At 54.2% G+C, this 22291-nt stretch carries 27 protein-coding genes; 13 read left to right on the forward strand and 14 right to left on the reverse strand.

All coding sequences use genetic code 11. The annotated features are described in order from the left end of the window. Positions 1–213: 213 nt before the first annotated feature. The 5 genes from IB234_RS23355 to IB234_RS23375 form a co-directional block, all read right to left on the reverse strand. Positions 214–870, reverse strand: coding sequence for a hypothetical protein (locus IB234_RS23355; protein ID WP_192322252.1), 657 nt, complete (start codon positions 868–870; stop codon positions 214–216). An 83-nt stretch (positions 871–953) separates the two neighbouring features. After that, positions 954–1436 carry a hypothetical protein gene (locus IB234_RS23360; RefSeq protein WP_192322253.1) on the reverse strand — a complete coding sequence of 161 codons (483 nt, stop codon included), beginning with the start codon at positions 1434–1436 and terminating at the stop codon, positions 954–956. A gap of 110 nt (positions 1437–1546) precedes the next feature. Then, positions 1547–1768: a hypothetical protein gene (locus IB234_RS23365; RefSeq protein WP_192322254.1), complete on the reverse strand. Its 222-nt coding sequence runs from the start codon at positions 1766–1768 to the stop codon at positions 1547–1549. A 115-nt stretch (positions 1769–1883) separates the two neighbouring features. Then, complete coding sequence (locus IB234_RS23370) at positions 1884–2312, reverse strand: hypothetical protein (protein WP_192322255.1); 429 nt, start codon at positions 2310–2312, stop codon at positions 1884–1886. 79 nt (positions 2313–2391) lie between these two features. Beyond that, the gene (locus IB234_RS23375; RefSeq protein WP_192322256.1) at positions 2392–2841 is read right to left on the reverse strand and encodes a hypothetical protein; all 450 of its coding nucleotides are present in this window, start codon (positions 2839–2841) and stop codon (positions 2392–2394) included. A gap of 59 nt (positions 2842–2900) precedes the next feature. Between IB234_RS23375 and IB234_RS23380 the strand changes: the two genes are divergently transcribed. Continuing rightward, positions 2901–3260 (forward strand): hypothetical protein, encoded by a 360-nt coding sequence (locus IB234_RS23380; protein ID WP_192322257.1) that lies wholly within the window; start codon positions 2901–2903, stop codon positions 3258–3260. A 116-nt stretch (positions 3261–3376) separates the two neighbouring features. Here IB234_RS23380 and IB234_RS23385 read toward each other — a convergent pair whose 3' ends face one another. The 5 genes from IB234_RS23385 to IB234_RS23405 form a co-directional block, all read right to left on the reverse strand. Beyond that, entirely contained in the window at positions 3377–3628 is a 252-nt protein-coding gene (locus IB234_RS23385; RefSeq protein ID WP_192322258.1) for a hypothetical protein, read from the reverse strand. Positions 3629–4071: 443 nt separating this feature from the next. Next, positions 4072–4623 (reverse strand): hypothetical protein, encoded by a 552-nt coding sequence (locus IB234_RS23390; RefSeq protein ID WP_192322259.1) that lies wholly within the window; start codon positions 4621–4623, stop codon positions 4072–4074. An 89-nt stretch (positions 4624–4712) separates the two neighbouring features. Beyond that, positions 4713–5105, reverse strand: coding sequence for a hypothetical protein (locus IB234_RS23395; RefSeq protein ID WP_192322260.1), 393 nt, complete (start codon positions 5103–5105; stop codon positions 4713–4715). A 78-nt stretch (positions 5106–5183) separates the two neighbouring features. After that, positions 5184–5741, reverse strand: a complete 558-nt coding sequence (locus IB234_RS23400; protein WP_192322261.1) for a hypothetical protein — start codon at positions 5739–5741, stop codon at positions 5184–5186. A gap of 874 nt (positions 5742–6615) precedes the next feature. Further along, the gene (locus IB234_RS23405; RefSeq protein WP_192322262.1) at positions 6616–7098 is read right to left on the reverse strand and encodes a hypothetical protein; all 483 of its coding nucleotides are present in this window, start codon (positions 7096–7098) and stop codon (positions 6616–6618) included. Positions 7099–8078: 980 nt separating this feature from the next. Between IB234_RS23405 and IB234_RS23410 the strand changes: the two genes are divergently transcribed. Next, on the forward strand, positions 8079–9851 hold the full coding sequence (locus IB234_RS23410; RefSeq protein ID WP_318652063.1) for a DUF6538 domain-containing protein: 1773 nt from the start codon (positions 8079–8081) through the stop codon (positions 9849–9851). Positions 9852–10182: 331 nt separating this feature from the next. Here IB234_RS23410 and IB234_RS23415 read toward each other — a convergent pair whose 3' ends face one another. Further along, positions 10183–10884, reverse strand: a complete 702-nt coding sequence (locus IB234_RS23415) for a recombinase family protein (protein WP_225580779.1) — start codon at positions 10882–10884, stop codon at positions 10183–10185. Positions 10885–11205: 321 nt separating this feature from the next. Here IB234_RS23415 and IB234_RS23420 point away from each other — a divergent pair, with 321 nt between their 5' ends. From IB234_RS23420 to IB234_RS23445, 6 genes are read left to right on the forward strand one after another with little or no spacing between them, the layout of a single operon-like run. Next, a complete protein-coding gene (locus tag IB234_RS23420; RefSeq protein ID WP_192322264.1) occupies positions 11206–11547 on the forward strand; it encodes a metalloregulator ArsR/SmtB family transcription factor in 342 nt (113 codons plus the stop codon). 15 nt (positions 11548–11562) lie between these two features. Continuing rightward, a complete protein-coding gene (locus tag IB234_RS23425; protein WP_192322265.1) occupies positions 11563–12846 on the forward strand; it encodes an arsenic transporter in 1284 nt (427 codons plus the stop codon). 29 nt (positions 12847–12875) lie between these two features. After that, entirely contained in the window at positions 12876–13346 is a 471-nt protein-coding gene (locus IB234_RS23430; RefSeq protein WP_192322266.1) for an arsenate reductase ArsC, read from the forward strand. A gap of 15 nt (positions 13347–13361) precedes the next feature. Continuing rightward, positions 13362–14060 carry an arsenical resistance protein ArsH gene (gene arsH, locus IB234_RS23435; RefSeq protein WP_192322267.1) on the forward strand — a complete coding sequence of 233 codons (699 nt, stop codon included), beginning with the start codon at positions 13362–13364 and terminating at the stop codon, positions 14058–14060. 14 nt (positions 14061–14074) lie between these two features. Next, positions 14075–14830, forward strand: a complete 756-nt coding sequence (locus IB234_RS23440; protein WP_225580781.1) for an AraC family transcriptional regulator — start codon at positions 14075–14077, stop codon at positions 14828–14830. A 32-nt stretch (positions 14831–14862) separates the two neighbouring features. Next, positions 14863–15678 (forward strand): sterol desaturase family protein, encoded by an 816-nt coding sequence (locus tag IB234_RS23445; protein WP_192322269.1) that lies wholly within the window; start codon positions 14863–14865, stop codon positions 15676–15678. Positions 15679–15738: 60 nt separating this feature from the next. Here the strand turns inward: IB234_RS23445 and IB234_RS23450 are convergent, their stop codons facing one another. Further along, positions 15739–16086, reverse strand: coding sequence for a hypothetical protein (locus tag IB234_RS23450; RefSeq protein WP_192322270.1), 348 nt, complete (start codon positions 16084–16086; stop codon positions 15739–15741). A gap of 101 nt (positions 16087–16187) precedes the next feature. Between IB234_RS23450 and IB234_RS23455 the strand changes: the two genes are divergently transcribed. Further along, a complete protein-coding gene (locus tag IB234_RS23455; RefSeq protein WP_192322271.1) occupies positions 16188–16496 on the forward strand; it encodes a helix-turn-helix domain-containing protein in 309 nt (102 codons plus the stop codon). Between the two features lie 256 nt (positions 16497–16752). On the opposite strand, the gene IB234_RS23460 is transcribed toward IB234_RS23455, so the two are convergent. Continuing rightward, positions 16753–17094 carry a hypothetical protein gene (locus IB234_RS23460; protein ID WP_192322272.1) on the reverse strand — a complete coding sequence of 114 codons (342 nt, stop codon included), beginning with the start codon at positions 17092–17094 and terminating at the stop codon, positions 16753–16755. A gap of 337 nt (positions 17095–17431) precedes the next feature. On the opposite strand from IB234_RS23460, the gene IB234_RS23465 reads away from it, so the two are divergent. After that, positions 17432–17881, forward strand: coding sequence for a hypothetical protein (locus IB234_RS23465; RefSeq protein ID WP_192322273.1), 450 nt, complete (start codon positions 17432–17434; stop codon positions 17879–17881). Between the two features lie 233 nt (positions 17882–18114). Here IB234_RS23465 and IB234_RS23470 read toward each other — a convergent pair whose 3' ends face one another. Further along, the gene (locus tag IB234_RS23470) at positions 18115–18447 is read right to left on the reverse strand and encodes a hypothetical protein (RefSeq protein WP_192322274.1); all 333 of its coding nucleotides are present in this window, start codon (positions 18445–18447) and stop codon (positions 18115–18117) included. Between the two features lie 326 nt (positions 18448–18773). Between IB234_RS23470 and IB234_RS23475 the strand changes: the two genes are divergently transcribed. The 3 genes from IB234_RS23475 to IB234_RS23485 form a co-directional block, all read left to right on the forward strand. Beyond that, complete coding sequence (locus IB234_RS23475) at positions 18774–20936, forward strand: type VI secretion system Vgr family protein (protein ID WP_192322275.1); 2163 nt, start codon at positions 18774–18776, stop codon at positions 20934–20936. Between the two features lie 12 nt (positions 20937–20948). Next, positions 20949–21995, forward strand: coding sequence for a DUF2169 domain-containing protein (locus tag IB234_RS23480; protein ID WP_192322276.1), 1047 nt, complete (start codon positions 20949–20951; stop codon positions 21993–21995). Continuing rightward, positions 21988–22291, forward strand: a 304-nt coding sequence (locus IB234_RS23485; RefSeq protein ID WP_192322277.1) for a hypothetical protein, incomplete at its 3' end; no start/stop codon positions are given. The genes IB234_RS23480 and IB234_RS23485, both read left to right, overlap by 8 nt.

A 22291-nucleotide genomic window follows, 5' to 3' on the forward strand; every position in this document is an offset into this window, starting at 1 on the left:
CTATTACGGTGTCTGAGCCCCGTGTTGTAATAAAGCGCGCGCCATAGAACCAGTCCATTTCATGTGTCCACTCAGGCTCGGACTCAAAAAATTCAATAAAGCTGAGGAGTTCCAATTTATTGCTCATAGCTGCTAACGATTAAGCTAACGGGCAGACAAAAGCGTAGCTTTTGGCTGTCCAGCGAACGAAGTGAGCGGCAGTTGAGCGCATTGTTAGCCTATGAGCGTGTAGATGAAGTAAGCGGCGGAAATAATCCAAGCTAGAATCAATGCTCGGAGAAATAGCCAAATAAGAAATAAGAGCTTTTGTTGTACGGAGTGCATCCAAGGCTTTGAATTGTTTGCTTTTGTAAAGATCATGGGTAGCATGCGTAGTGGTAAGAGTGCCACATTTAGCGCAAGAGCCTTAATGCCAACAAGCCCTGCAATTGAAAGCGCATTCTGGCTCTCTACAAATGACCAGAAGCTACCCAGATATTTTTGTGCGTCAGCAAATGGCGAAAGCATACCAGTAAAAGGCTGGTACAACCCTGAAATAAATGACTTAATTATTATTGAGTGGTTGTAGGGGATGCCTACCAATGCTAAAGCGAAGGAGCCCGCCAAGAGCCAAACCATCTGGAATATTAATGGCTTGCGCTCTAGTGGGCTTACCATTGCAGGCTCTGCCTCAATTAGCTGGAGCTCTAGATTTGCCATGATGGGAAGCAAGTGAAAATTTACCTTCTTGTACTTAAAGATTATTTTTCCACGACCGATGGATATTTTTTGTATCGGCATTCTTGCAAGCAAAGCTAGTAGTAAGCACGCGGCGGCTGGGATGATTAGATATATAGCCCATGCGTATATGAGTTTTTCAGCGATTCCCATGTATTTCTCGTTAGGCTAACGATTAAGCTAAGGGGCGGCGGAACGCCGTCCCAGCGAACGAAGTGAGCGCTTTGAGCGCATTGTTAGGTGGCAACACGACAAGGCTTTGTGCTCTTGGCTTTTCGGCATTTTCTACGCGGCCTAGTAGTGGTGTTGATAGCTTTATGGCCTCCTAGTAAAGATGCTAGAAGTGTTTCGGCCTCTGCTTTTTCTGCTGCTGAATAGGATTTGAGCAAGACGCGAGCGCGTTTTTCATGCATCCGCCGAGCCAGAAGAGGGGCTAATTCGTATAGAAAAGGCTCTTTCTCTTCAAAGAGTACAAATGATTCAAAAGTGACTATTTGGCCATAGCCTTGTGGATGCGGGACTCGGGTAGGGTTCAGGCCAACCCAGTTAATACGACCTTCGATACCATAGCTTCTAGGTTGTTCCGGGCCATACCCTCCAACGCCGATAACAGCATCAAAGCTCCATCCACGTACGCGGCCCATACAGTCGTTGATTCCAAATCTGCCTGCAGAGTCTGGGTCGCCCGTATGCGTCCTTTTGTAGGTCAGTATCTGCATTATTTCATTGCTGCCTAACTATTAAGCTAACGGGCAGACAAAAGCGCAGCTTTTGGCTGTCCAGCGAACGAAGTTAGCGGCAGTTGAGCGCATTGTTATGAGCCTTAACCTCAATGGCTGGTGCCGTTTTCGTAGGGGTTTAGATGCGGATAATCATTACCCAACATATCGAGAACATCGAAGCTCAGCGCCAGCATGTGCGATAGCTTATTTAAATAAGGGGCGTATTCATCTTTTGTCAAAGACTCTTTCATGTCCCCGATGATCATGGATAGCCTGCGGTTAAAAATAACGATCTGATCGCTTAGCTCCGTTGCAATTTTTTCGTCCATGGCTGCTCTCGGTTTTAGAAAGGCTTATAACGATTAAGCTAACGGGCGGCCAAAAGCGCAGCTTTTGGACGTCCAGCGAACGGAGTGAGCGGCAGTTGAGCGCATTGTTAGGTGCTCACTTCAGTGCTGCCAGAAGCGCTTCACTTTGGCTTTTGGCCGGAATTGCCTTGGCGATGATTACACATTCCTTTGCAATAACATCGATTGTTCTGTCTTGAAACGTAATAACCCAGTGGGTTGGATTGAGCGCTTTCCAGTAAGAGATTTTTGATGAATTTTTAAGGATATTGAATTCGTACTGCTTTAGGCCGAACTTATAAAACTCGTGACTCCCTAGATTTTCCTCTGTGAAAGGTTGAATGCTCATCTCTATGAGGCCTTCGAACCTGACCGTGGTGAACGTTTCTTCCGTATGTGCTTCGAAACACATATAAAGATCGCCGCTGTCAGAGTAAAAGCTAGGGTCAGCCCAACTGGGGAACTGAGGAGCATCGGACCAAATTTCAGCCCCCGATGCTGAGGCAGGTTGTTGCATGAAGGGCATTCACCGCTCTCCTAGTTTTAAGTGCGCCTAACGCCTGAGTTAAGCCGAGCCGCGAAGCGGCTTCGACTTGAATGAATTGTTAGCCCTCTGTACTAGCGAGCCACTCTTGCGAGGACCGGTAATTCCCAAGACCCACAGAGCCGAACTCATCATGTTCTTCAGCGCAAACTTTGACTCCGAGAAGTCTCAGTACGGAGTTGATGTGCTCTTCATCACCGAATGACGGCCCATAGATGATTTCGCCGTTTGAAAGGAGTATGGCTCCTTGGCCGCCATCACCACCAAAGTAGTCTGTCTCAACGTAAGCAAGTGTTTGTTCAATAGAGACGTGCTTAAGCCATGAAAGAAATTCTGGTGTTAGAAACTCAAACTGCTGGATTACGGACGGCGGGTCGATCTCACACTTTGCGCGATAGAAGACGTCGTTGACGGGGACGAGAAACAGTCCTTGCGGCAAGGGAATGGCCTTGCTTGGATCGGCGAAGGCGTTGACTTCAAATCGGCCGATCAGTGCTTGAACATTGTGCATCGCGGAATTCCAGAAAGAAGGCTAACGTTTGGTTAAGGGGCTGGCTTTAGCCAGTCCCAGTGAGCGAAGCGAACGGTTTGAACCTATTGTTAGGCTTAAACCGCGCGACCCGCCCGAAACTCCCGCCCTTCGTGAAGGTGCTCAAGGATGCTAGCTGTCAAAAAGGTGTAAATGCTTTCTGGCGGGCTGTCATCTTCAACGTACTTTATGTGCGACACCCTATAGCGCGTACCAAGGCGCTCATTCGCTTCAGAAACGCCCAAGAGAACAGCGTCGATCAACTTGGCCTCGACCAGCGGTCGAGCCGGGATGGCTCCTCTGCCGGGAAGACGCTCGCAAACAGGGTTGCCAACGAAATCATTCTCTACACGAACCATGAGCAAATTCCATTGGTTTCCAGTTTCGCGGGTTACCGCTAGGAAATTTCCCATGCACACGAAGTTCATCTGTAGACCTAACGATTAAGCTAACGGGCAGACAAAAGCGTAGCTTTTGGCTGTCCAGCGAGCGAAGTGAGCGACAGTTGAGCGCATTGTTAGGTGCTTCTTTTGGATTTTTTTGAAAGGACAAAAGCTACTAGTAGAGAAGAAAGCAGCGCAGTAAAAAAATGAGAGATAAAGACCGCCTTTAAGTACCATATTGTGTTAGTGCCTAACTGAACTCCAAAAAGCCCACCGCTGATTTTGTAGAACACCCCTGGCGCCACCAAAGCTCCAACACCAGCAGAAATTAGAGTAGCTAGTAACGCGATTAGCAGGCTGACTCCAAGCACACTCGCAATTTTCATGTGGCACCTAACGATTAAGCTAACGGGCGGCCAAAAGCGCAGCTTTTGGACGTCCAGCGAGCGAAGTGAGCGGCAGTTGAGCGCATTGTTAGGCGAAACTACCGCAGCGTGCGATATGCAAAGGCGAATAGGGAAATTCCAATTGCGGACCAGATAAAGCCAACGACATAAGCACCTACTTGTGGACCGAAAAATAGAGAGAAAAGCAGCCCTAAGCCACAGACACTTCTACAGCTTGAGTCAGATTCTACTGGCAGTGTTTGCATGCCAAAAATGAAGCTGGCGCCTAGGAGCAAGAATAATGATCCGATTAGAGCAATGAGCAGGAACGAACTCGATTTCATTTTTTGCCTAACGATTAAGCTAACGGGAGGCCAAAAGCGCAGCTTTTGGACGTCCAGCGAACGAAGTGAGCGGCAGTTGAGTGCATGGTTAGCCGTGCGCTACCGGAACAGAGTTGCCCATGGCTTAATTCTTTCCCATACTGAAATTGGTGCTTCGACGTAGATGCCCAAGTTCTTGTGAAGGTGTAAACCATTCTTAGGGAGCTTGTTTTCCATAGTTAAAAAAGTATCGCATCCGAAGCGCAGCGCATCTACTAGTAATGCACGATCTCCCGCGCCTAAATACTGAATGCGCCCTGATTCAATGGCTTCAAGCCCTGTGGCATTTGGCTCGGGCGGGCCGCTTTCCTCAATGCATGCATTCCAGTGATCGAGAACATCGTAAGCCCAGCGTAAATAAGAGGAGTCTCTTGCACGCTCTACTTCTTTAAAGCTATTTCTTGAAATGGCGAACTCGAAAGGCGCTCGCTCGGAAATAAGCATGATTTTGCGAAGCGCTTCAAGCTTTGCTATTCCGAAGGAATCTTTATGAATTGGATCATTTATCCCAATATCTTCGTCCTCATACAAAAATCCACCGTAGTTAAGCATCGTCTGTAAGGATGACGAGTCTAAAAAAATACGTTGCGGGAAGTCGGTGGCTAGGGTCATATCAGCTAACGATTAAGCTAAGGGGCGGCGGAACGCCGTCCCAGTGAACGGAGTGAGCGCTTTGAGCGCATTGTTAGGTGTTGACTGCACTACCTTATGTTCCATAGTTTGAATGTACAGCCTGACTTGCAGTATTGCCCAGGGTGCATCCAGCCGCTCTCGATGATTTGCGCCGCCTCTTTGAGTCTACATTGCTTTGCAAATGAAATTATTTGCTCTTTAGTGGTTGTGCCGGGAGCAACGACAAAAAATGGCTCACCGCACGACTGGCAGTGCTCTTTAGATGCCACATATGCAAGTCCTTCTTTTTCTAGAACATGCTTAAGCCCAACGAACTTTCGCTTGCTAACTGCTAGGTAAGCGCTCCTCCCTAACTCTGACTCCACTTCAAGAGCATGCTTTTCCCACCAGCTCTCAAGTTCCCAAGCTGGGCGCTTGCTCTCAGCGAAACGTTGGATTTCTTGAAGCAGCGCCGTGCGCATTTGAAGCACCTAACGATTAAGCTAAGGGGCCGGCTTTAGCCGGTCCCAGCGAACGAAGTGAGCGATTTGAGCGCATTGTTAGCTCTCACGCACTTCGGTTTTTGCTTTTTTGAGCGCAGATAGAAGGTTTTCTTCTGGCTTCGCAGTGAATCTGTGTCCTGTTGATGTGTAGGCAACTAATTTTAAAGTGCTTAGTGCATGATTTTTTAGGAAGCCATTTGCAAAGTATCGGAACCAGCCTTCCTGCACGTTGGTTGGGATATGCCATTGAGCTTCTTTCCCATACTCCAAGCTAACGGGAACCCCTTGGCTAAAAGGGGTTGCGTTTACTATTTGCATGGCATAGCTCTTTTTCCAAAACCCCACCTGCCAACCCAGGCTTGTTATGTGGATGGGTCGGTCTCCCATATTTACTAACTTTGCAGCAACAATTTCCTCATGCTCGCCATTTTGTCCAGGGGTGATTATTAATCGGACCCCGATAGAAAGTCTGGCTTTGGGCTTTGTGGCTCCAGTGGCTAAATAGAGCGAAACAATTACCGCAGCCACGGTACCAATTGCTGATATCCAATTAGCAAAGCCATTTATGAAGTCCCAGTGCTGCTTTGTAAGGCCTAAGAAGGTTAAATTTTCCATTTCGTGATAGCTAACGTTTGGTTAAGGGGCCGGCTTTAGCCGGTCCCGAGTGAGCGAAGCGAGCGACTTGAACCAATTGTTATGTGGCATCACGCGATTTAGATTCGCGATGTGCAACACACGCTCCAAGGTATGTAATTAGAAGCCCAAAAATAACCGTGAACCAAATGTTAAATAATCCGGCTAGCTCAACTTTTTTGTGCGCCTCTGGTGGGATTTTTTTTACGAGTTCGTAAATTCGGTTGTCTGGCACTGCGGGTGTTAGTGGTCCTTGTTTTATTATATTTTCGTAATCTTCAAGAAGCTGGCCCTCGAAGTGGGTATTCTTGACGTATTCTTTGTATGCTTTTGAGGTTAGGTCGCTGACGACTGAAAAAACAAAACCAATACTTATAAAAAGTACTGTGGTGGAAATTTTTCTTCTGGTTGGCCTTAGGAGGTGCATAGATATTATTCTGCTACATAACGTTTGGTTAAGGGGCCGGCTTTAGCCGGTCCCGAGCGAGCGAAGCGAGCGGCCTTGAACCAGTTGTTAGGCGAAGAGGCCGGGGCGCACTGCTTTGTTGATTGCGGCACGATGACCGAGCCGCTGCGGAGATTCAAGTGCGAACGGCAAAGCAGGAAAACACTTGTGCACGGCGCGTGTGCGCTAGCCAAGGCAGCGCTTGGGCGAGAGCCCGCGCGAAGATCACGGCAAGTTTTCAGGCCGCGCAATCGTCGCGTAGGAAATGCAGAACGTGCGGTGGCTAACCCAACTTCCATGTTTTGCACCGAGTTAAAAAGTTAATAACGCCTAACGATTAAGCTAACGGGCAGACAAAAGCGTAGCTTTTGGCTGTCCAGCGAACGAAGTGAGCGGCAGTTGAGCGCATTGTTAGGAGTCGCCTTCTCGGAGTTTATCGTTTAATTCGCGTGCTTTTTTCTTGCATAAGATCATGGTTTTGTAAGCAAGATTCTTGAACTCTATGTGATCTAGCTCTTCTAGCACCTGATCTATGGGGACGAAAGTAACTCCGAAGCCAGTGCCGGTTGAGGGAATGCGATTCACAGGCCTTAGATCATGGTCCGAGTGTGCAGCAACACGATTTCTTAAGTTTAGAATTTTTTTGTGAAGCTCAAGCTCATCAGGGCTAAGATCTTTTTCTAGCTTAAGCGACACCATTGGGGTTGCGCCTGATCCGTCGCTTTTTAAAAAGGGCCGAGAGTAAGCAACGATTGCTGCGACGATGAGGCCGCGTTTTATAATTGCGTGGCTTGTCTCTATGTAGGCATCTAGATACTGATACGCCTCGCAGGTATCGTCATCTGACAGGCTTGCTCTATTAAATTGCAGTTCAATGTTGCTTAAGCGCAGCATAATTAATGCTACTCCTAACGTTTGGTTAAGGGGCCGGCTTTAGCCGGTCCCGCAGTGAGCGAAGCGAACGACTTGAACCAATTGTTAGGCTTGTACGTCGTTTGCATATTTGCAAATAATTCGATGCCCCCAGACTCTTGTGGAATGCCCTGGTCCTGAGCTTTTTATGTCAGTGGATATTCTCTCTAGCTCTGAGTTGGCTAGTTTGGAGGCTATATTTCCAACTATGGGTGTGTTGTTCTCTTTGAAGCATTTAATGTGGAGTAGTGCATGCTGCAAGAGTGAAATTTTCTCTGGCAGTTCATCGGAGTTGCGAATGACGATGTTGGCCAGAGCTCCAAAGAAAGATGATCGATCATTGTCACGCCGGCCAAGATACACGAATGGCACAAAAGCCCCGTCATCTCTTGGGACTAAGCAGTAATCTCCGATTACTAACTTTACTGTGGACTTTGGGATCATGCTCTGGGGGCCTAACTATAAGTAGGCGACAGAAGTGGCGTAATGTTTTCCACCACTTGTGTCGCATAACGTTCCTTGTTACGAGCCAAGCGCTTGATTTTCCTGCTGCACGGAGAAGCAAACGCGACTTGAAGCAGGATAAAAAGCGACACTCGACAAGACCATGACGGCGAGCGGAATCGCCAAGAGAGAAGCTACGAGGACAGAGGGGAGAATGTCTAGCGGGACTGTCGATGAAGTGTCGAAATCAATGCGCCGGATAGCTACGCACTGAGAGGGAGAAGGGCTGCAAAGCTCCAGATTGAGCGGGTTTGCGACGCAACGGCACGGCAAAAATAGGGTTCGAATCCCTCCTTCACCGCCAGATAAAGAAAGCCCTTGAGATTCCTAAGTCTCAGGGGCTTTTTGCTTTCTGGGGACATTGCCAAGCCGCCAAATTGGTACACAAAGGCGGTACACAGATGACGGCATATCCTCGTACTATCCCGCGAACAATCCCTCTGCGTTCGCGTTCCTTTATGGCTCAACCTTGGAAGCACCCATCTTCAGGTCTCTTCTATATACGTCGCCGGGTTCCTGACGAGCTTCGTCCTGTCTTGGGGCTTGAGTACAAGCGCTCGCTTAAAACGCGTGAGCCTGGCAAGGCGAAGGCGCTCTTCGCTGCGGCATGGGTCCGTAGTGAGGAGGTGTTCTCCGCTGCGCGTGCGCAGGTGGCTGGTCTTCCTGCTCTCACCGCGCGGGATGTGCAGCAGTTGGCTGCTCGTTGGTTCAGGCAGGAACTGGAGGAGATGGAGCGTACTGGTGAATTTAGGTCATACCTAATCCCAGGTCAGCATTTGATTAATGAAGGGCCTGATGGGCACATCGAGTATCAAGAGTGGGAGAGCTTAAGCTCGGCGCCAGAGCATGGGATTGATATTGACCGAAGTGAATTCGTTAGCTCCCACGTACTGAGGATGCTACAGGCTGAGGGGATTCCTCTCCCGGCAGCTAATAGCCCGGAACTTGTAGGGCTGGTTGATGCGTTTTGGGTGCATTGCTTAAAGCTATCGGACTTGGCTAAGAGGCGGTATGACGGAGATTGGCTAACGCGCCCGGAGATCATGCCAGTCGAAGCGCTTTCGTTTCGCGCGGCTGCAACCGCTCCCTCTATGGGGAAGACGCTACTTGAGTCGTTCTCTGCATACAGTGCTGCCAAGCTCCTTGATGATGGTGAGAACAGAAGTACGCTGCGTACTCTTGCTGATTTCAGGGGTACGATTGACCGCTTCGTTCAGCTGTTCGGGGATCTGAGAGTTAAGGATATCTCTCGGTCAGTAGTTCAGGAGTACCGGTCAAAACTCGCAGGGTTCCCCAAGAAGTTCCCAGGTTCTGGCGAGATGCTAGCCCCTGACTTAATTGCTAGGGCGCAGGCCGAAAAGTTGCCTACCTTGGCACAGGCCACCATTCGCAATCGACTGCGTGCTTTGGGTGCCGTGATGGGGTATGCCCACAGAATGGGGTGGGTGAGCGAGAACCCTGTAGATGCGTCTGGCGTGGCGAAAGCAGCGGGCAAAGCACAAGGTGCAGTGGTCCGCAAGAAACGGGACTACAGCGAGGCGGAGTTAAAGCAGATATTCCAAAGCGCGCTGTTCACTGCTGAGGGGGTGGACTCGTCGCGTCAGGTATATGGTCGCGCTATGTATTGGCTGCCGTTATTGATGTACTACACAGGCGCCCGTAGAGAGGAGCTATGCCAGCTGGCTGTCCGGGATGTGTTGCCTGGGGCGCCTTCTGAGGGGGGCGCTGACGGGGCTCCTGAGGGCGCTGAAGGGGCTATTTGTGCCGAGGCTGGGATACCCTATATCTCCATTTTGGAGGGGCTGGAAGGCGAGTCTGAGGGGCTTCCTGATGGGCGCACGGTCAAGACCGCCGGCAGTCGCAGGAGGATACCTCTCCACCCTGATCTATTGCGGCTAGGCTTCCTTGAGTATGCTCGTGGGCTGCCCTGTAAGGGCCAGCTCTTCCCAATGCTCAAGCCGAACCCAGCGGGCTTCTACGGTGCGAACATTGGTAAAGCGTGGTCCAAGTACCTGCGGGATGTGGTTCGGTTGAACACTACAGCGAGCCCATCTCATGGATTCCGCCACACGTTCAAGACGCTCAGTCGCAAGGTTGGAATATCTGAAGATGTACATGATGCTCTGACAGGGCATACGAATGGCCATGTCGGTCGAGACTATGGTTCTATGCCACTGTCTCGAATTATAGAAGAGCTAAAGAAGTATCCATCGGCCCCGCTGTTAGAGTGATTTGGGTTGGGTATTTATAATGCTCATTTAAGGCTATAGATGCTGGCTGTTGTCTGTAGCCTTCACTGCTCTAGTGGTCATTGTTTGTTGGTGATTATATTTGTATGTGTTGATGGTTCTGTTCGTCAAGTGTTAAGATGTATTTCTGTTATTGTTGTGGTTGTTCTCTACTATATCTCTCTACTATATATCTCTGCTATATCTCTCTGCTGTCTTTCTCTTGCTGTCTCTCGTTGGTGGGTGGCTGCGTTGCTGGAGTTCACTGTAGACAGATGCCGGCTGGTTGTTTCCTGTCCTGTAGGTGGTCCAATTAATTGAAGTAGTGAGCCACTCAGGTATTAAACGACAGACCAAGTCGTTTCATGGTCCGAGATACGGCGATGGGAGTGAAGGCTCCTCCTCTAGGTGTCTTGTATCCCTTCATATTTAGCCAGTTAGCGACTTCTCTTAGGCTCTTCATTCCGTCGAAGAGTGCCGCCTTAAAGATGCTATCCACGCTCTCGGCGTAAAGATTGGCTTTGACCTGTGCGGCCCTCGTGGCTGCCAATGGTCCCCGACTGTGCGCCATAGCCCGGCCTGCTGACCGGCGATCTATCTTGGCTTGAGCCTCCGCGTCACCTGATGCAGCACGCGATTTGAGGCGCTGAAGGGCGTCTTTAGTCCGGCCTGCAATGAACTCCCGTTCCTGCTGAGCTAGCGCCGCATAGATATGGAGTTGGAAGGCATCGGCATCCGGCATTGTCGCGACCTTGAACGGCACTCGCTTCACCATTGCGGCTATGTGCTCGACGTCTCGGCTCAGTCGATCCAGCTTGGCAACCACTAATAGGGCGCCCGCGTCCTCTGCTGCTCGAATGGCTTTGAGGCATTCCGGGCGCTGGGTCGGTGCGATGGTGCCTGACATCGTATCCATAAATTCACCCAATACCTGCCAGCCCTTGGCTGCGGCTGCTTGAGCAATGTAGTTGCGCTGCGCCTCTAGCCCCAGGCTGCTTCCTCCCTGCTGTTCTGTGCTCACCCTGAGGTAGGCCATCACCTTGGCACCATCGACGGCTGGCGGGGCTCCTGGGGGGCTTGTTCGGGGCGTTGAGGGAGGGCTGGTGCGATGTGGGTGCTTGCTCATGGGGGGCGGCTCCTAGCCGAAGTGGCGAGAGCTTTTATGCTGTATCAATCCATAGACGAACGTCAATGAAATGATAATGGTGTTGCGCGAGGGGGAGATGGGGGGAACGATGCTCCTCGCTTTAAGGGGAGGGGCTCGCGTAAGGGCAGGGGAATTGGGTCGGAGGGATTGAGCTTGCGTTACATATGAATATCCGTATATTTGAATATTCATATGTATCGAGTACCTGCCGTGATGACGCCAGCCGAACTCTTCAAATGCCTATCCGACGAGACCCGCGCCAGAGCCACACTATTGATTGCCGAGCACGGTGAGCTTTGTGTATGCGAGCTGATGTGTGCGCTGGACGATAGCCAGCCCAAGGTATCGAGACATCTAGCATTACTTCGCGGCGCCGGCCTGTTGCTCGATCGTAGGCAAGGCCAGTGGGTTTATTACCGGATTAATCCAGAGCTTCCTGCTTGGGTAGAGGAGGTGCTCAACGTCACTCTGCGAGCTAACACCGACTGGCTCGAAAACGATGCGTCCCGCCTTCGGGACATGGACAGTCGTCCTACTCGTGCCTGCTGCTGACCGTAAGAGCCCATGATGCTGATCGCCGCTGCTGTCTTTCTATTCACTCTTGTTTTGGTCATCTGGCAACCGAAGGGGCTCGGCGTCGGCTGGAGTGCCGCACTAGGTGCGGGCATCGCTCTTGCTGTTGGCGCGGTGTCGCTACAAGACATCCCTGTTGTATGGGCCATCATTTGGAATGCGACCGCCACCTTTATTGCAGTCATTATCATCAGCCTGTTGCTCGATGAGGCCGGCTTCTTTGAGTGGGCCGCTTTGCATGTGGCCCGTTGGGCGGATGGTAATGGACACCGCCTGTTCTCATTCTGTGTGCTGCTGGGCGCCGTCGTCTCTGCCCTGTTTGCCAACGATGGCGCAGCCCTGATCCTCACACCCATCGTTATCTCAATGCTGCTAGCTCTGCGCTTCTCCGCAGCGACTACGCTGGCGTTTGTTATGGCAGCCGGTTTCATCGCGGATACCGCTAGCTTGCCGCTCGTTGTGTCGAATCTGGTGAACATTGTTTCTGCCGACTACTTCAACTTGGGGTTCGCCGAATACGCATCAGTCATGGTGCCGGTCAACCTGGTTAGTGTTTCGGCTACCTTGCTGGTGCTGTACCTATTTTTCAGGCGAGACATCCCAGCGCAGTACGCCCCGGAAGAGCTGAAAGTTCCGAGTGAGGCGGTACGTGATCGCTCGACTTTTGTTGTCGGTTGGTGGGTGCTGCTCTTGCTGTTGGTTGGCCTATTTGCTCTGGAGCCATTGGGTATCCCGATCAGTGCAGTGGCGGCGGTGTGCGCAGCCATCCTCTTTGCGGTAGCTGGTAGGGGTCATGTGATATCTACTCGCCGGGTGCTGCGTGAGGCGCCTTGGCAGATCGTGGTCTTCTCACTGGGCATGTACCTAGTTGTCTACGGGCTTAAGAATGCCGGTCTCACCGACTTCCTCACTTTGGTTCTGAACCGCTTGGCTGAGGAGGGACTGTGGGCCGCCGCTCTGGGTACCGGTCTGCTATCAGCAGTGCTGTCCTCTGTGATGAACAACATGCCTAGTGTGTTGATCGGCGCTCTGTCCATCCAGGCTAGCGAGTCCAGTGGGCTCATCCGCGAGGCAATGATTTACGCCAATGTAATCGGCTGCGACCTCGGTCCAAAGATCACTCCTATCGGGAGCCTAGCCACGTTGCTCTGGCTGCATGTGTTGGAGCGCAAAGGCATCCGTATTACTTGGGGGTACTACTTCAAGGTTGGCGTTCTGCTGACGTTGCCGGTTCTGTTGATCACCCTTTCGGCTCTGGCACTACGCCTAGCCCTTTGATCGTCGCCCCATCGGGCACGGGAGATAGCATGCGAGTTCTCTTTATGTGTACGGCCAACAGCTGCCGCAGCATCCTTTCCGAAGCCATGTTCAATCATCTATCTCCCGATGGTTTTGAGGCAGTCAGTGCGGGCAGCTTCCCCAAAGGGCAGGTACTCCCGCGCAGCCTGGCGACTCTTGAGCAGGCCGGCATCTCTATTGAGGGATTGAGCAGTAAGGGAAATGACGCGTTTGAGACCAGCCCGCCCGATGTTGTTATCACTGTTTGCGATAAGGCGGCAGGCGAAGCGTGCCCTGTCTACTTTGGGCCGGCACTGAAAGCACATTGGGGGCTGGAGGACCCGTCTGATGTACAGGGTAATGATGCTGAGGTGGATGCTGCGTTCCGAGGAGCGTTGGCCCGGATAGAACTGCGTTGCCGTGCGTTCCTTGCGCTGCCCTTCGAACAACTAAGCCGCGATGAACTTAAGCGCGAGTTAGACAACATCGGAACTATGTGAGCGAGAGCCTGAGCGATGACTGATCACCTACCCAACCTTGACCGCTCGCTCTTTGAGGATGAGCGTGAGGCTATCGGAGCTAGCGCCCATAAGCCTCGTATCTTGCTTCTGTATGGTTCGACTAGAGAGCGTTCTTTCAGCCGGCTATTAATAGAAGAAGCTGCGCGCTTGTTGGAATACTTCGGTGCAGAAACACGCATCTTCAATCCGTCTGGGCTCCCGCTGCCCGATGACGCCCCTGTTGAACATCCAAAAGTTCAAGAGCTACGGGATCTAGTTCAATGGTCGGAAGGGCAGGTCTGGTGTTCGCCGGAGCGACACGGCGCTGTATCAGCTGTGTTCAAAGCCCAGATAGATTGGGTTCCTCTCGCCCTCGGTGCCATCCGCCCCACGCAAGGTAAGACACTTGCAGTGATGCAAGTCTGTGGCGGCTCGCAGTCGTTCAATGTCGTTAACCAGCTTCGTGTACTTGGCCGCTGGATGCGAATGTTTACTATCCCTAATCAATCATCAGTGCCAAAGGCATACATGGAGTTTGATGACTCTGGTCGAATGAAACCGTCGACATACTATGATCGCGTCGTTGATGTAATGGAGGAGCTGGTAAGGTTTACTCGCCTGTTACGAAATCATCCGGAGCTAGTCGACCGCTATTCAGAGCGCAAGGAGGCGGCCGAAGCATTGTCACAGCGCGTCAATCTCGGTTCGATTTGATGCATGAAAGCGCTATGAACCAACTTCTTATTGGTCGAGCTTGCTTCATTGTCAGGGCTAGCGCGTTGCCTAATGGCTACAACCAGCGCCCAGGAATGACACTACTGTTGGCAGATCGCGAGCAGCTAGAGCTGGAGATTGATGGCCGGTCCGTTATGGCTGCAGACGCTTGGCTATTAGCCCCGGAGATTCGCCGCCGTTTCACGAACCCGCAGCCACACTACAGCATTACAGTTGAGCCGGGCCATCCAGCATATGCACAGTTATTGTTCTGGGCACGACAAAGCGACGGTGCTGCCCATCGGCTAGATGTGACCTGGGCTGATCGTGCTCAGCTGGCAGAGGTGACAACTCAGCGGGCATTCGATGCGTGGCTGGATGACCTGCTGACCGGTAATCAACAGAAGCCGGTGGTTGCTAGCATTCGCTTGGACTATCTGTTGGCTTTGGTCGAAAAGTCAGATATTGAGACCACAGCAGAGCAAGTCTGGCGCTCTTTCCGTTTGCGCTATCCGAGCACGCAAGCTCATTGTTCGCATTGGTTGCAGAACAGTATCGGTATTCCACTGCGCAAGCTGCTGCTTTGGCAGAAGCTGCGTCGGGCGCTAGAGGCCCTTAGCACCGCCGGCGGTGCTACTGAGGTGGCCCATGCCTCCGGTTTCGCCGACTCAGCCCACCTGTCCCGTATCTGCCTACGCACATTTGGACTTCGGCCTTCCCAAGCCAATGACCACAAAATCCTTCAAGTAAACCGCTTTCCAGATTACTGACACTGGCGCCCTCGAATCATGAGGAATGTGTCATGCCATATCTAGATACCTGGGTAGTGAGTGGTCTGTTGATAGTGCTGGGGAGTTTGGAGCTTCTTGCCGGGCGCATGTTCAACAGGCGACAGCCCGACGAGCTAGCGGTTGATATGGTCAGCCTTGCTCAGTTCGCACTGCTGATTAAACCCCTGATAATTGCCTGCGCCGCGCTTGCGCTCACGCAGTGGGCTCCATACTTGGAGGGCCGTCTAGCCTCGTTGCCGCTTTGGCAGGCTGTTCTACTGGTGGTCATTCCGGCTGACTTTCTGCACTACTGGTATCACCGCCTCGGTCATACGCTGCCCTTCATGTGGCACATGCACCGCACTCACCACACAGCCACTGCGATGAGCATTAGCGTTGCCTACCGGGAGAACTGGCGATGGTTCTTGTTCATGCCTGACATCTGGTACGCGGGGGTGATGGTTTATCTTGGGCTAGGGGAGGCGGTATTGATCGGTCACTTAATCTTTGGGTGTGCAAACGTGTTGGTTCACAGTGCATTTGCATGGGATCGCGTGCTTTATCGGGTACGCTGGCTGTCGCCTCTAACGTGGATTCTTGAACGCTTGGTTCAGCTGCCGAGTACGCACCGAGCACACCACGCGGAGCTGGATGACCAAGGCAATCCCCCACACTATAACTTCGGACAATTGCTGTACATCTGGGACACGATGTTCGGCACGGCCAACTTTACCCGCGATAACTACCCTAAGCGATATGGCATACCAAACGACCCAGGCGACTCGTGGTGCTCGCAGGTATGGTGGCCACTTTGTAGATCGGCCAAACCGGACAGTGAATACAACTGACTTTCAAGCATAGGGCGTGCGTACGCCGCGCGAGCCCCGTTGATGCATGGGGGCTCTCGCTCAGTCTGCGAACGATTCAAAGAACACGTCGGGGTCCAAAGCCAGGCCGTTCTTTATAAGTTTGTCCATGAGAGACGCCATAGCATGCAGCCGATGTGTCCTCCCTAATCCCTGAGCCATCTGCATGTTCTTCAATAGTGCCTTTGTGACTTCGTGCCTCGGGTAACGATTTAGCTTGAACAGCAGGTCTGGGATTTGATGTCTGACCTGCTGCTGCCTCCACACAGGCAGAGCATCTATCCCTCCGTTGGCGCCGATAGGGCTTGTCGCGTTCGGCCACAGCTCCTCCTCAATGTTGGTGAGCTTCGTCAGGTAATACCCGAGCTTCAGGTCTGCCAGGACTCCCATAGTCCCTCCTCATGCTAACGATTCCGAAGCAGGATACTACCGAATTGGTAGTAAAGGGGCCAGCTAACGCTACGACCATCAGGCATTTACGCGAGATGGTTATGTCAGTGCTTGCTAAACGGCTGAAAGAAGCGCGGCTCCGAGCGGGTATATCTCAGGAGCGCTTAGGGTTGGCTGCTGGCTTGGACGAGATGTCGGCTAGCACGCGTATGAATCGATACGAGCAGGGGAAGCGCTCGCCAGATTTGGAGTTGGTGGAGCGGATTGGTCAGGTATTGGGTTTGCCAGCCGCGTACTTTTTCACGGCAGATGACGATATGGCGGAGATGCTCGCCCTGTTCTACCGCCTCGATACTAAGTCGCGCCTTAGCCTAGTTGAGTCTCTGCGCACCCAGGTAGAGGTTGGCTAGTGCACCCCCCATTCTGGTACATAATTCTGGTACACTAATCGGCGAAGGGCTCCTCTGGGGCCCAGTAGAATTAGGGCTTGGCGCTTCTTGTTCCGTGTCGAGGGTTCGAATCCCTCCTTCACTGCCAGACCTCAATGCTAAGGCCCTGAAAACATAAGAGTTTTCGGGGCTTTTGCTTTTCTGGACCGTGAAAGCGCCGAAGCCTTACATCTCAACACTAGACTCCGATTGACCCAGAGCTCTACGGCCGTAGCGTTTACTGGGTGTACTCCCAATTTGTCACGGTCATATTGGGATGTGTGCAGCTTTGTGCGCTGAAAGCATCTGTGCTTTCGGCAAGGCACTTGTAATCGGGCTCATGCTGGTTCACGTCGCTTAGGCACTGCTTGTACAGCTTCTCTTCTAGGGTGCCTGCCTGCTGATCTTGGTACATCGCTCTCACCGACAGGTTCTTATCAGCCGGGCTTTGCTTGATGAATTCGTGCCAGCCTTCAATGATCTTCGGGATGTTGGTCGAGACTTGCGTACATAGCTCATTGCTTGCCTGCGCTGTAAATGAGGCCATGACTAATGCGAGAGCACCAATTACCTGTTTCATATGAGTCCTTTCTGGAGAGGTATGACTCCGTTGAGCAGCTTCTCAGGGCTCGCTCGGAGCTTTGGCAGTGTAATTCGGCCCTAGGCTAGGAAGCTACGTTCAGCCGTTGCCGGTTAGGTAGCGGACTGGCTAGCCGCCCCTTCCAGTCCAATGTCTATTCCGTCACTATTCATGCCGAGAATTGGCCCTGTGTTCTCGCCAGTAGCTGAGAGGCGAGTGCTTGCGGCAGGTGCCGGGGGAGTTTGCTTTGACCCGGTTGGCGCAATGCCAGCGGTCAATCCCGAGTAGGCAGGCGTTGGCGCGTCTTGCGGCAGTAGGAGAGGGTAAGGAAGTGGGCATGGATAGGCAGGAAGTAAGCAGGCAGTCCAAAGGCCTGCGCCTGGAGGAAATGGAGAGTCGTAGCGTGCGTCCGGAGTCGCGGCTGAACACCCGCTACGCCATGATTCTGGGGGCGGTGCTCATCGTTGCCGGCCTTGGTGGCGGAAAGTTGATTTACGATTATCTTCAGGCCCAGCGTGAAAAGGCGGCTCTCAACGAGGCGATTTTGCGGAAGCAGGCCGAGGCTTATGAGAGAGCTGCTCAGTATCAGCCTGAGCCCACCTCTTGGGAAGAAAAGTACCGTGCCAAGAAAATTGCTGAGGAGGAGGCACGGGATCAGGCTGAACAGGCGAGAGAAGCAAGAGACAGGCGGCTGAACTCGGTGGAGTGCCAGTTCTGGACCCAGCAGCACGGATTGAAGCCTTCTAATCGCACGGCCCAGAAGAAGCTGGAGTTCTGCGGCGAGTAATTGGCTGTGCTGCTGGTCGGGTGCGTGGAGGGTGGGTAGTGCGGCCTGCTGGTCGAGATCAACTCGACTTCAGATGGGCCGGTGGGTAGCTACTGGTGAGCATGTCCCTACGCGGCCTCCACTGTATCTTCTGTGCATGCGGCTGGGTCAAAATCAGCAGTTCGAAGGTAGAGCCCGCTTCCTGACTATCTAAGTAGGCTCCCAGCATGTTGCGCGGATGCTCCGGCTCACCGTTAGCCACGTTCCCTCGTCCAGCGACGTACGCCCTGAAAAAGGGTGTGGGGTTCCTTCGAGACGTACCATACCTGGCTAGAGGTGATATCGCGTGTTGCGCCGTAGTGATCGCGACATGCTGCCTCTACGTCGATCGTGATGTAGGCGAAGTCCTTGTGAGCAACTGCCATCCCGACGGGAGAATGGATCTTGCGCACCTCGCATTCTGCGTCTCGATACTCCTGTCGAAGCGAGGCGACTATTTCTTCGTCGCCTGGGTATGCGGGCAGGCCGCAGGCGCTCAGTGATAATGCAGAAAGGCAGATGGCTGAGACGCTGATTGTCTTGTGCATTACTTCAGTTCACTCCTTGAGCCGATGCTATGGATTTTCATCTCGCCGGACCTGAGTGGCTTCTGCCCTCCTAGTTGGTGATAGGGAATCTAGCGGATTTCAAGGCAAATGAACCTTCAGACTCGATCCTGCTTCGGCACGCAGGCTGCCTCCCTACCAAAGTGGCGCCGGTGTGATTGGTGTGAGGGGCGCCGTGAGGAAGTTGAGACCTGTTCGTCGTTTACGACAGTCTCGAATTGTTGTGGCGGGCCGGTTCGGGTGAAATCCGCGCACTGATCGTCGCTGGAGTGCGGCGTTCTGTTTGAAGCTTGCATGGAGGCGGGCTGATGAACCGAGTACTTAACGTCACCACGGTGTTTGGTGGCGATGCGCTGCGCTTCTCGACACTCGATGGTCGCGAGGAGATTTCCCGGCTGTTCGACATGGCGCTGGTCATGAAGAGCGAACAGAAGGGCCTGGACCCCCAGGCCATCCTGGGTACCCCGGTGACGGTGGACATCGAGTTGCCCGGTGGCGCGCGGCGTCATCTGAACGGCCAGTGCGAGCAATTCGCCCTGGTCGGCAAGGAGGGCCGCCACTACCTCTACCAGGCCCGGCTCAAGCCCTGGCTGTGGTACGGCACGCGCCGCAGCGACTACCGCATCTTCCAGAGCATGACCGCACCGGACATGGTCAAGCAGGTGCTGGGCAACTACCCGTTCCCGACCCGTTTCATGCTCACCCGCAGCTACCGCGTGTGGGAATACTGCGTGCAGTACCGCGAGAGTGACACCCAGTTCGTGATGCGCATGCTTGAGAACGAGGGCATCTGGTTCTGGTTCGAGCACAGCGCCGGCGAGCACGTAATGGTCATCTGCGACGATATCGGGCTGTGCAATTCCTATCCGGGCTACGCCAGCATTCCCTACTTCGACCCGGACGTGACCTACCCGGACGAGGACCACCTCGACACCTGGTCATCGGGCGGAGCCGTCAAGCCCGGCCAGTACATGTCCCACGACTACAACTTCACCATGCCGCGCTCGGATCTGGCCGTTCGGCGGGACCAGTCGGCCGGGCATGCGCACGGCAGCTACGAGATCTTCGACTACCCGGGCGGCTATACCAGCCTGGCCGAAGGCGAGACCTACGCCCAGGTACGGGTCGAGGAATTGCAGAGTGCACATCTGCGAGGCCGCGCAACGGGCCGGGCTCGCGGAGTGGCACCGGGGTATCTGTTCAGTCTGCAGCGCCACCCCAGCGCGAGCCAGAACCGCGAGTATCTGGTGGTGGCGGCGCACTACCGGTTCAGCGACAACGATTACGAAGCAGCCACAGGCTCCAGTAGTCATGTGTTACGCATAGACGTCGAGACGCACCCTTCGGACCAGCCGTTCCGCGCCCAGCGGCTCACGCCTCGGCCGCAGACCACAGGGCCGGACACTGCCACGGTCACCGGGCCGAAGGGCCAGGAGATCTACACCGACGAGCACGGCCGGGTGAAAGTGTCCTTTCCGTGGAACCGCTACTGCAGCAAGGACGAGAACAGCTCCTGCTGGATTCGCGTGTCGCACCCCTGGGCGGGTTCGAGCTTCGGCGGCATCCACCTCCCACGCATCGGCCAGGAAGTGCTGGTCGACTACCTGAATGGCGATCCGGACCGGCCGGTAATCACCAGCCGACTGTACAACGCCTTCCAGATGCCGCCGTGGCAACTGCCGGCCAACGCCACCCAGTCGGGCATCCTGACCCGGTCGAGCCTGGGTGGGGGCTACGAGAACGCCAACGCGCTGCGCTTCGAGGACCGCAAGGGCGAGGAGCAGCTGTGGATTCACGCCGAGAAGAATCAGGACATCGAGGTCGAGAACGACGAGACGCACTGGGTGGGCAACGACCGCAGCAAGACCATCGACCGCGACGAGACCAGCCACATCAAGCGCGACCGTACGGAGACGGTGGACCGTGACGAAACGATCACGGTGCATGGCAACCGCAAGGAAGAAGTGGACGGCAACGAGACCATCGACATCCACCAGAACCGGACGGAGACGGTGGATGGCAACGAGAAGGTGACAATTCACAAGAATCGCACGAAAAAGGTGGACTTGAATGAGACGGACCGGATCGGCAAGAACTGGTCGATCAACGTGGGGATGAACAAGACCGAGACGATCAGCCTGGCGTACATGCAGAACGTGGGGCTGGGCAAGATGGTGAACATCGGCGCGGCCTACAACCTCAACGTCGGCATGATGATGGTGACCAACGTGGGCATGAGCCGGACCGACACCATCCTCAAGAACCACAGCGCATCGGTCGGAGACGTCTACACCCTGACCGCCGGTGGCAACAGCACCGTCGTCATGGACGAGAAGAGCATCCTGCTGCAGGTCGGCAAATCCAAGATCGTCCTGGAGGACAACGGCACTATCACGATCGAAGGGCTGAACATCGCAGTCAACGGAACGGAACTGGTCGACGTAGACGCCAAGAAGATCGACCTCAACTAAGGCAAGGACGCCATGACGATCATTGTCAGCCAGTCCTCGTTCCCGGCGCAGGGATTCGAGCATCGCTTCTATCACGGCAATCGCTATCACTGTCTCTCCACCAAGGTGACCCTGGCCTGGGACGCCGACGGCAGGCTCGAAGCGCTGGAGCGCCAGCCTCCGCTATGCCTGCACGACACCTGGCGTGACCAGCCCGAGCGCTCCAGCCTGCTCTACCCGAGCGACCTGATTCCGTTCAAGCCGAGCACGGACGTGCTGATCCTGGGCACCGTCCGCCCGCCGGAAGAGCGGCCCCTGCCCATGTGGTACGCCTCCCTGCAGATCGGAGAGCTGGAAAAGCGCCTGCGCTTCTTCGGCCCTCGCCACTGGCAGCACGGCGCCTTGGGCGGCTGGACGCTGAGCGAGCCGGAACCCACCGACGGCGTCGCGCTGCTCTACGAAAACGCCTTCGGCGGATGCATCGGCGACAAGCCGCATTACGATGACGGCGAATACTTCCCCGAAAACCCCGTCGGCTGCGGCTTCATCGACGTTCGCCAGGCGGACAGGGCGCAACGCTACCGGGCCGCCCAGATCGAAGCCTGGGACGCACCGCTGCGGGAATTCGGCCGGCCGGTGCGCCCGGGTGGCTTCGGACCGCTGCCGGCCTACGTGCCGGAGCGCCTGCAGCATGCCGGCACCTACGACGAGCAGTGGCAGCAGGAAGTGGCGTCGAACATTCCCCTCGACATGGACCTGCGCTACTGGAACACCGCGCCCGCCGACCAGCGCCCGGCCGGCTACCTCAAGGCCGGTGACCGCATCCGCCTCGCGGGCATCCGTCCCGGCGCGCCCCTGGAACTGACCATCCCGCCATACGACGCGGCGGCCGTGTGCAGCTACGACGACGGCTCGCGGGTTTCCCAGGCCATGTCGCTGGACACGGTACTGCTCGACCTCGACGCCAGCAGGATGACCCTGCGCTTCCACGCCATCGTGGCCCAGGCTGCGGGGATAAAACGCATCAATCTCTACTGTGCTTCCACGGCTCTTGCTGGCACGGAGGCGTGCCGTGGGTGATCCGATCAAGGCCGAGCGCACCGCCAAGCACTTCGCCGCTGTCGTCTCCCCCGCACTGGCCGCGACGCCTTTCGGCAGCCGCATGGTGCCGAGCGTGCCTGCCGTGAGTTTTGCGGTGGCCGAACAGGTCGCCGAGCGCACCTACGGCAACAGCGCCAACCTGTTCCTCGAACGCTCGGTTGCCATCGACAACGGCAAGTTCTTCAAGCCGGTCGAATTCCTGCCCGACAACGCGGTGGAGGGTGGTTTCTCCACCAGCCATGGGCACATGGGCGTGATCAGCGGTCCCGCCATCA

Source organism: Pseudomonas sp. PDM16 (assembly GCF_014851865.1).
Classification (GTDB): domain Bacteria; phylum Pseudomonadota; class Gammaproteobacteria; order Pseudomonadales; family Pseudomonadaceae; genus Aquipseudomonas.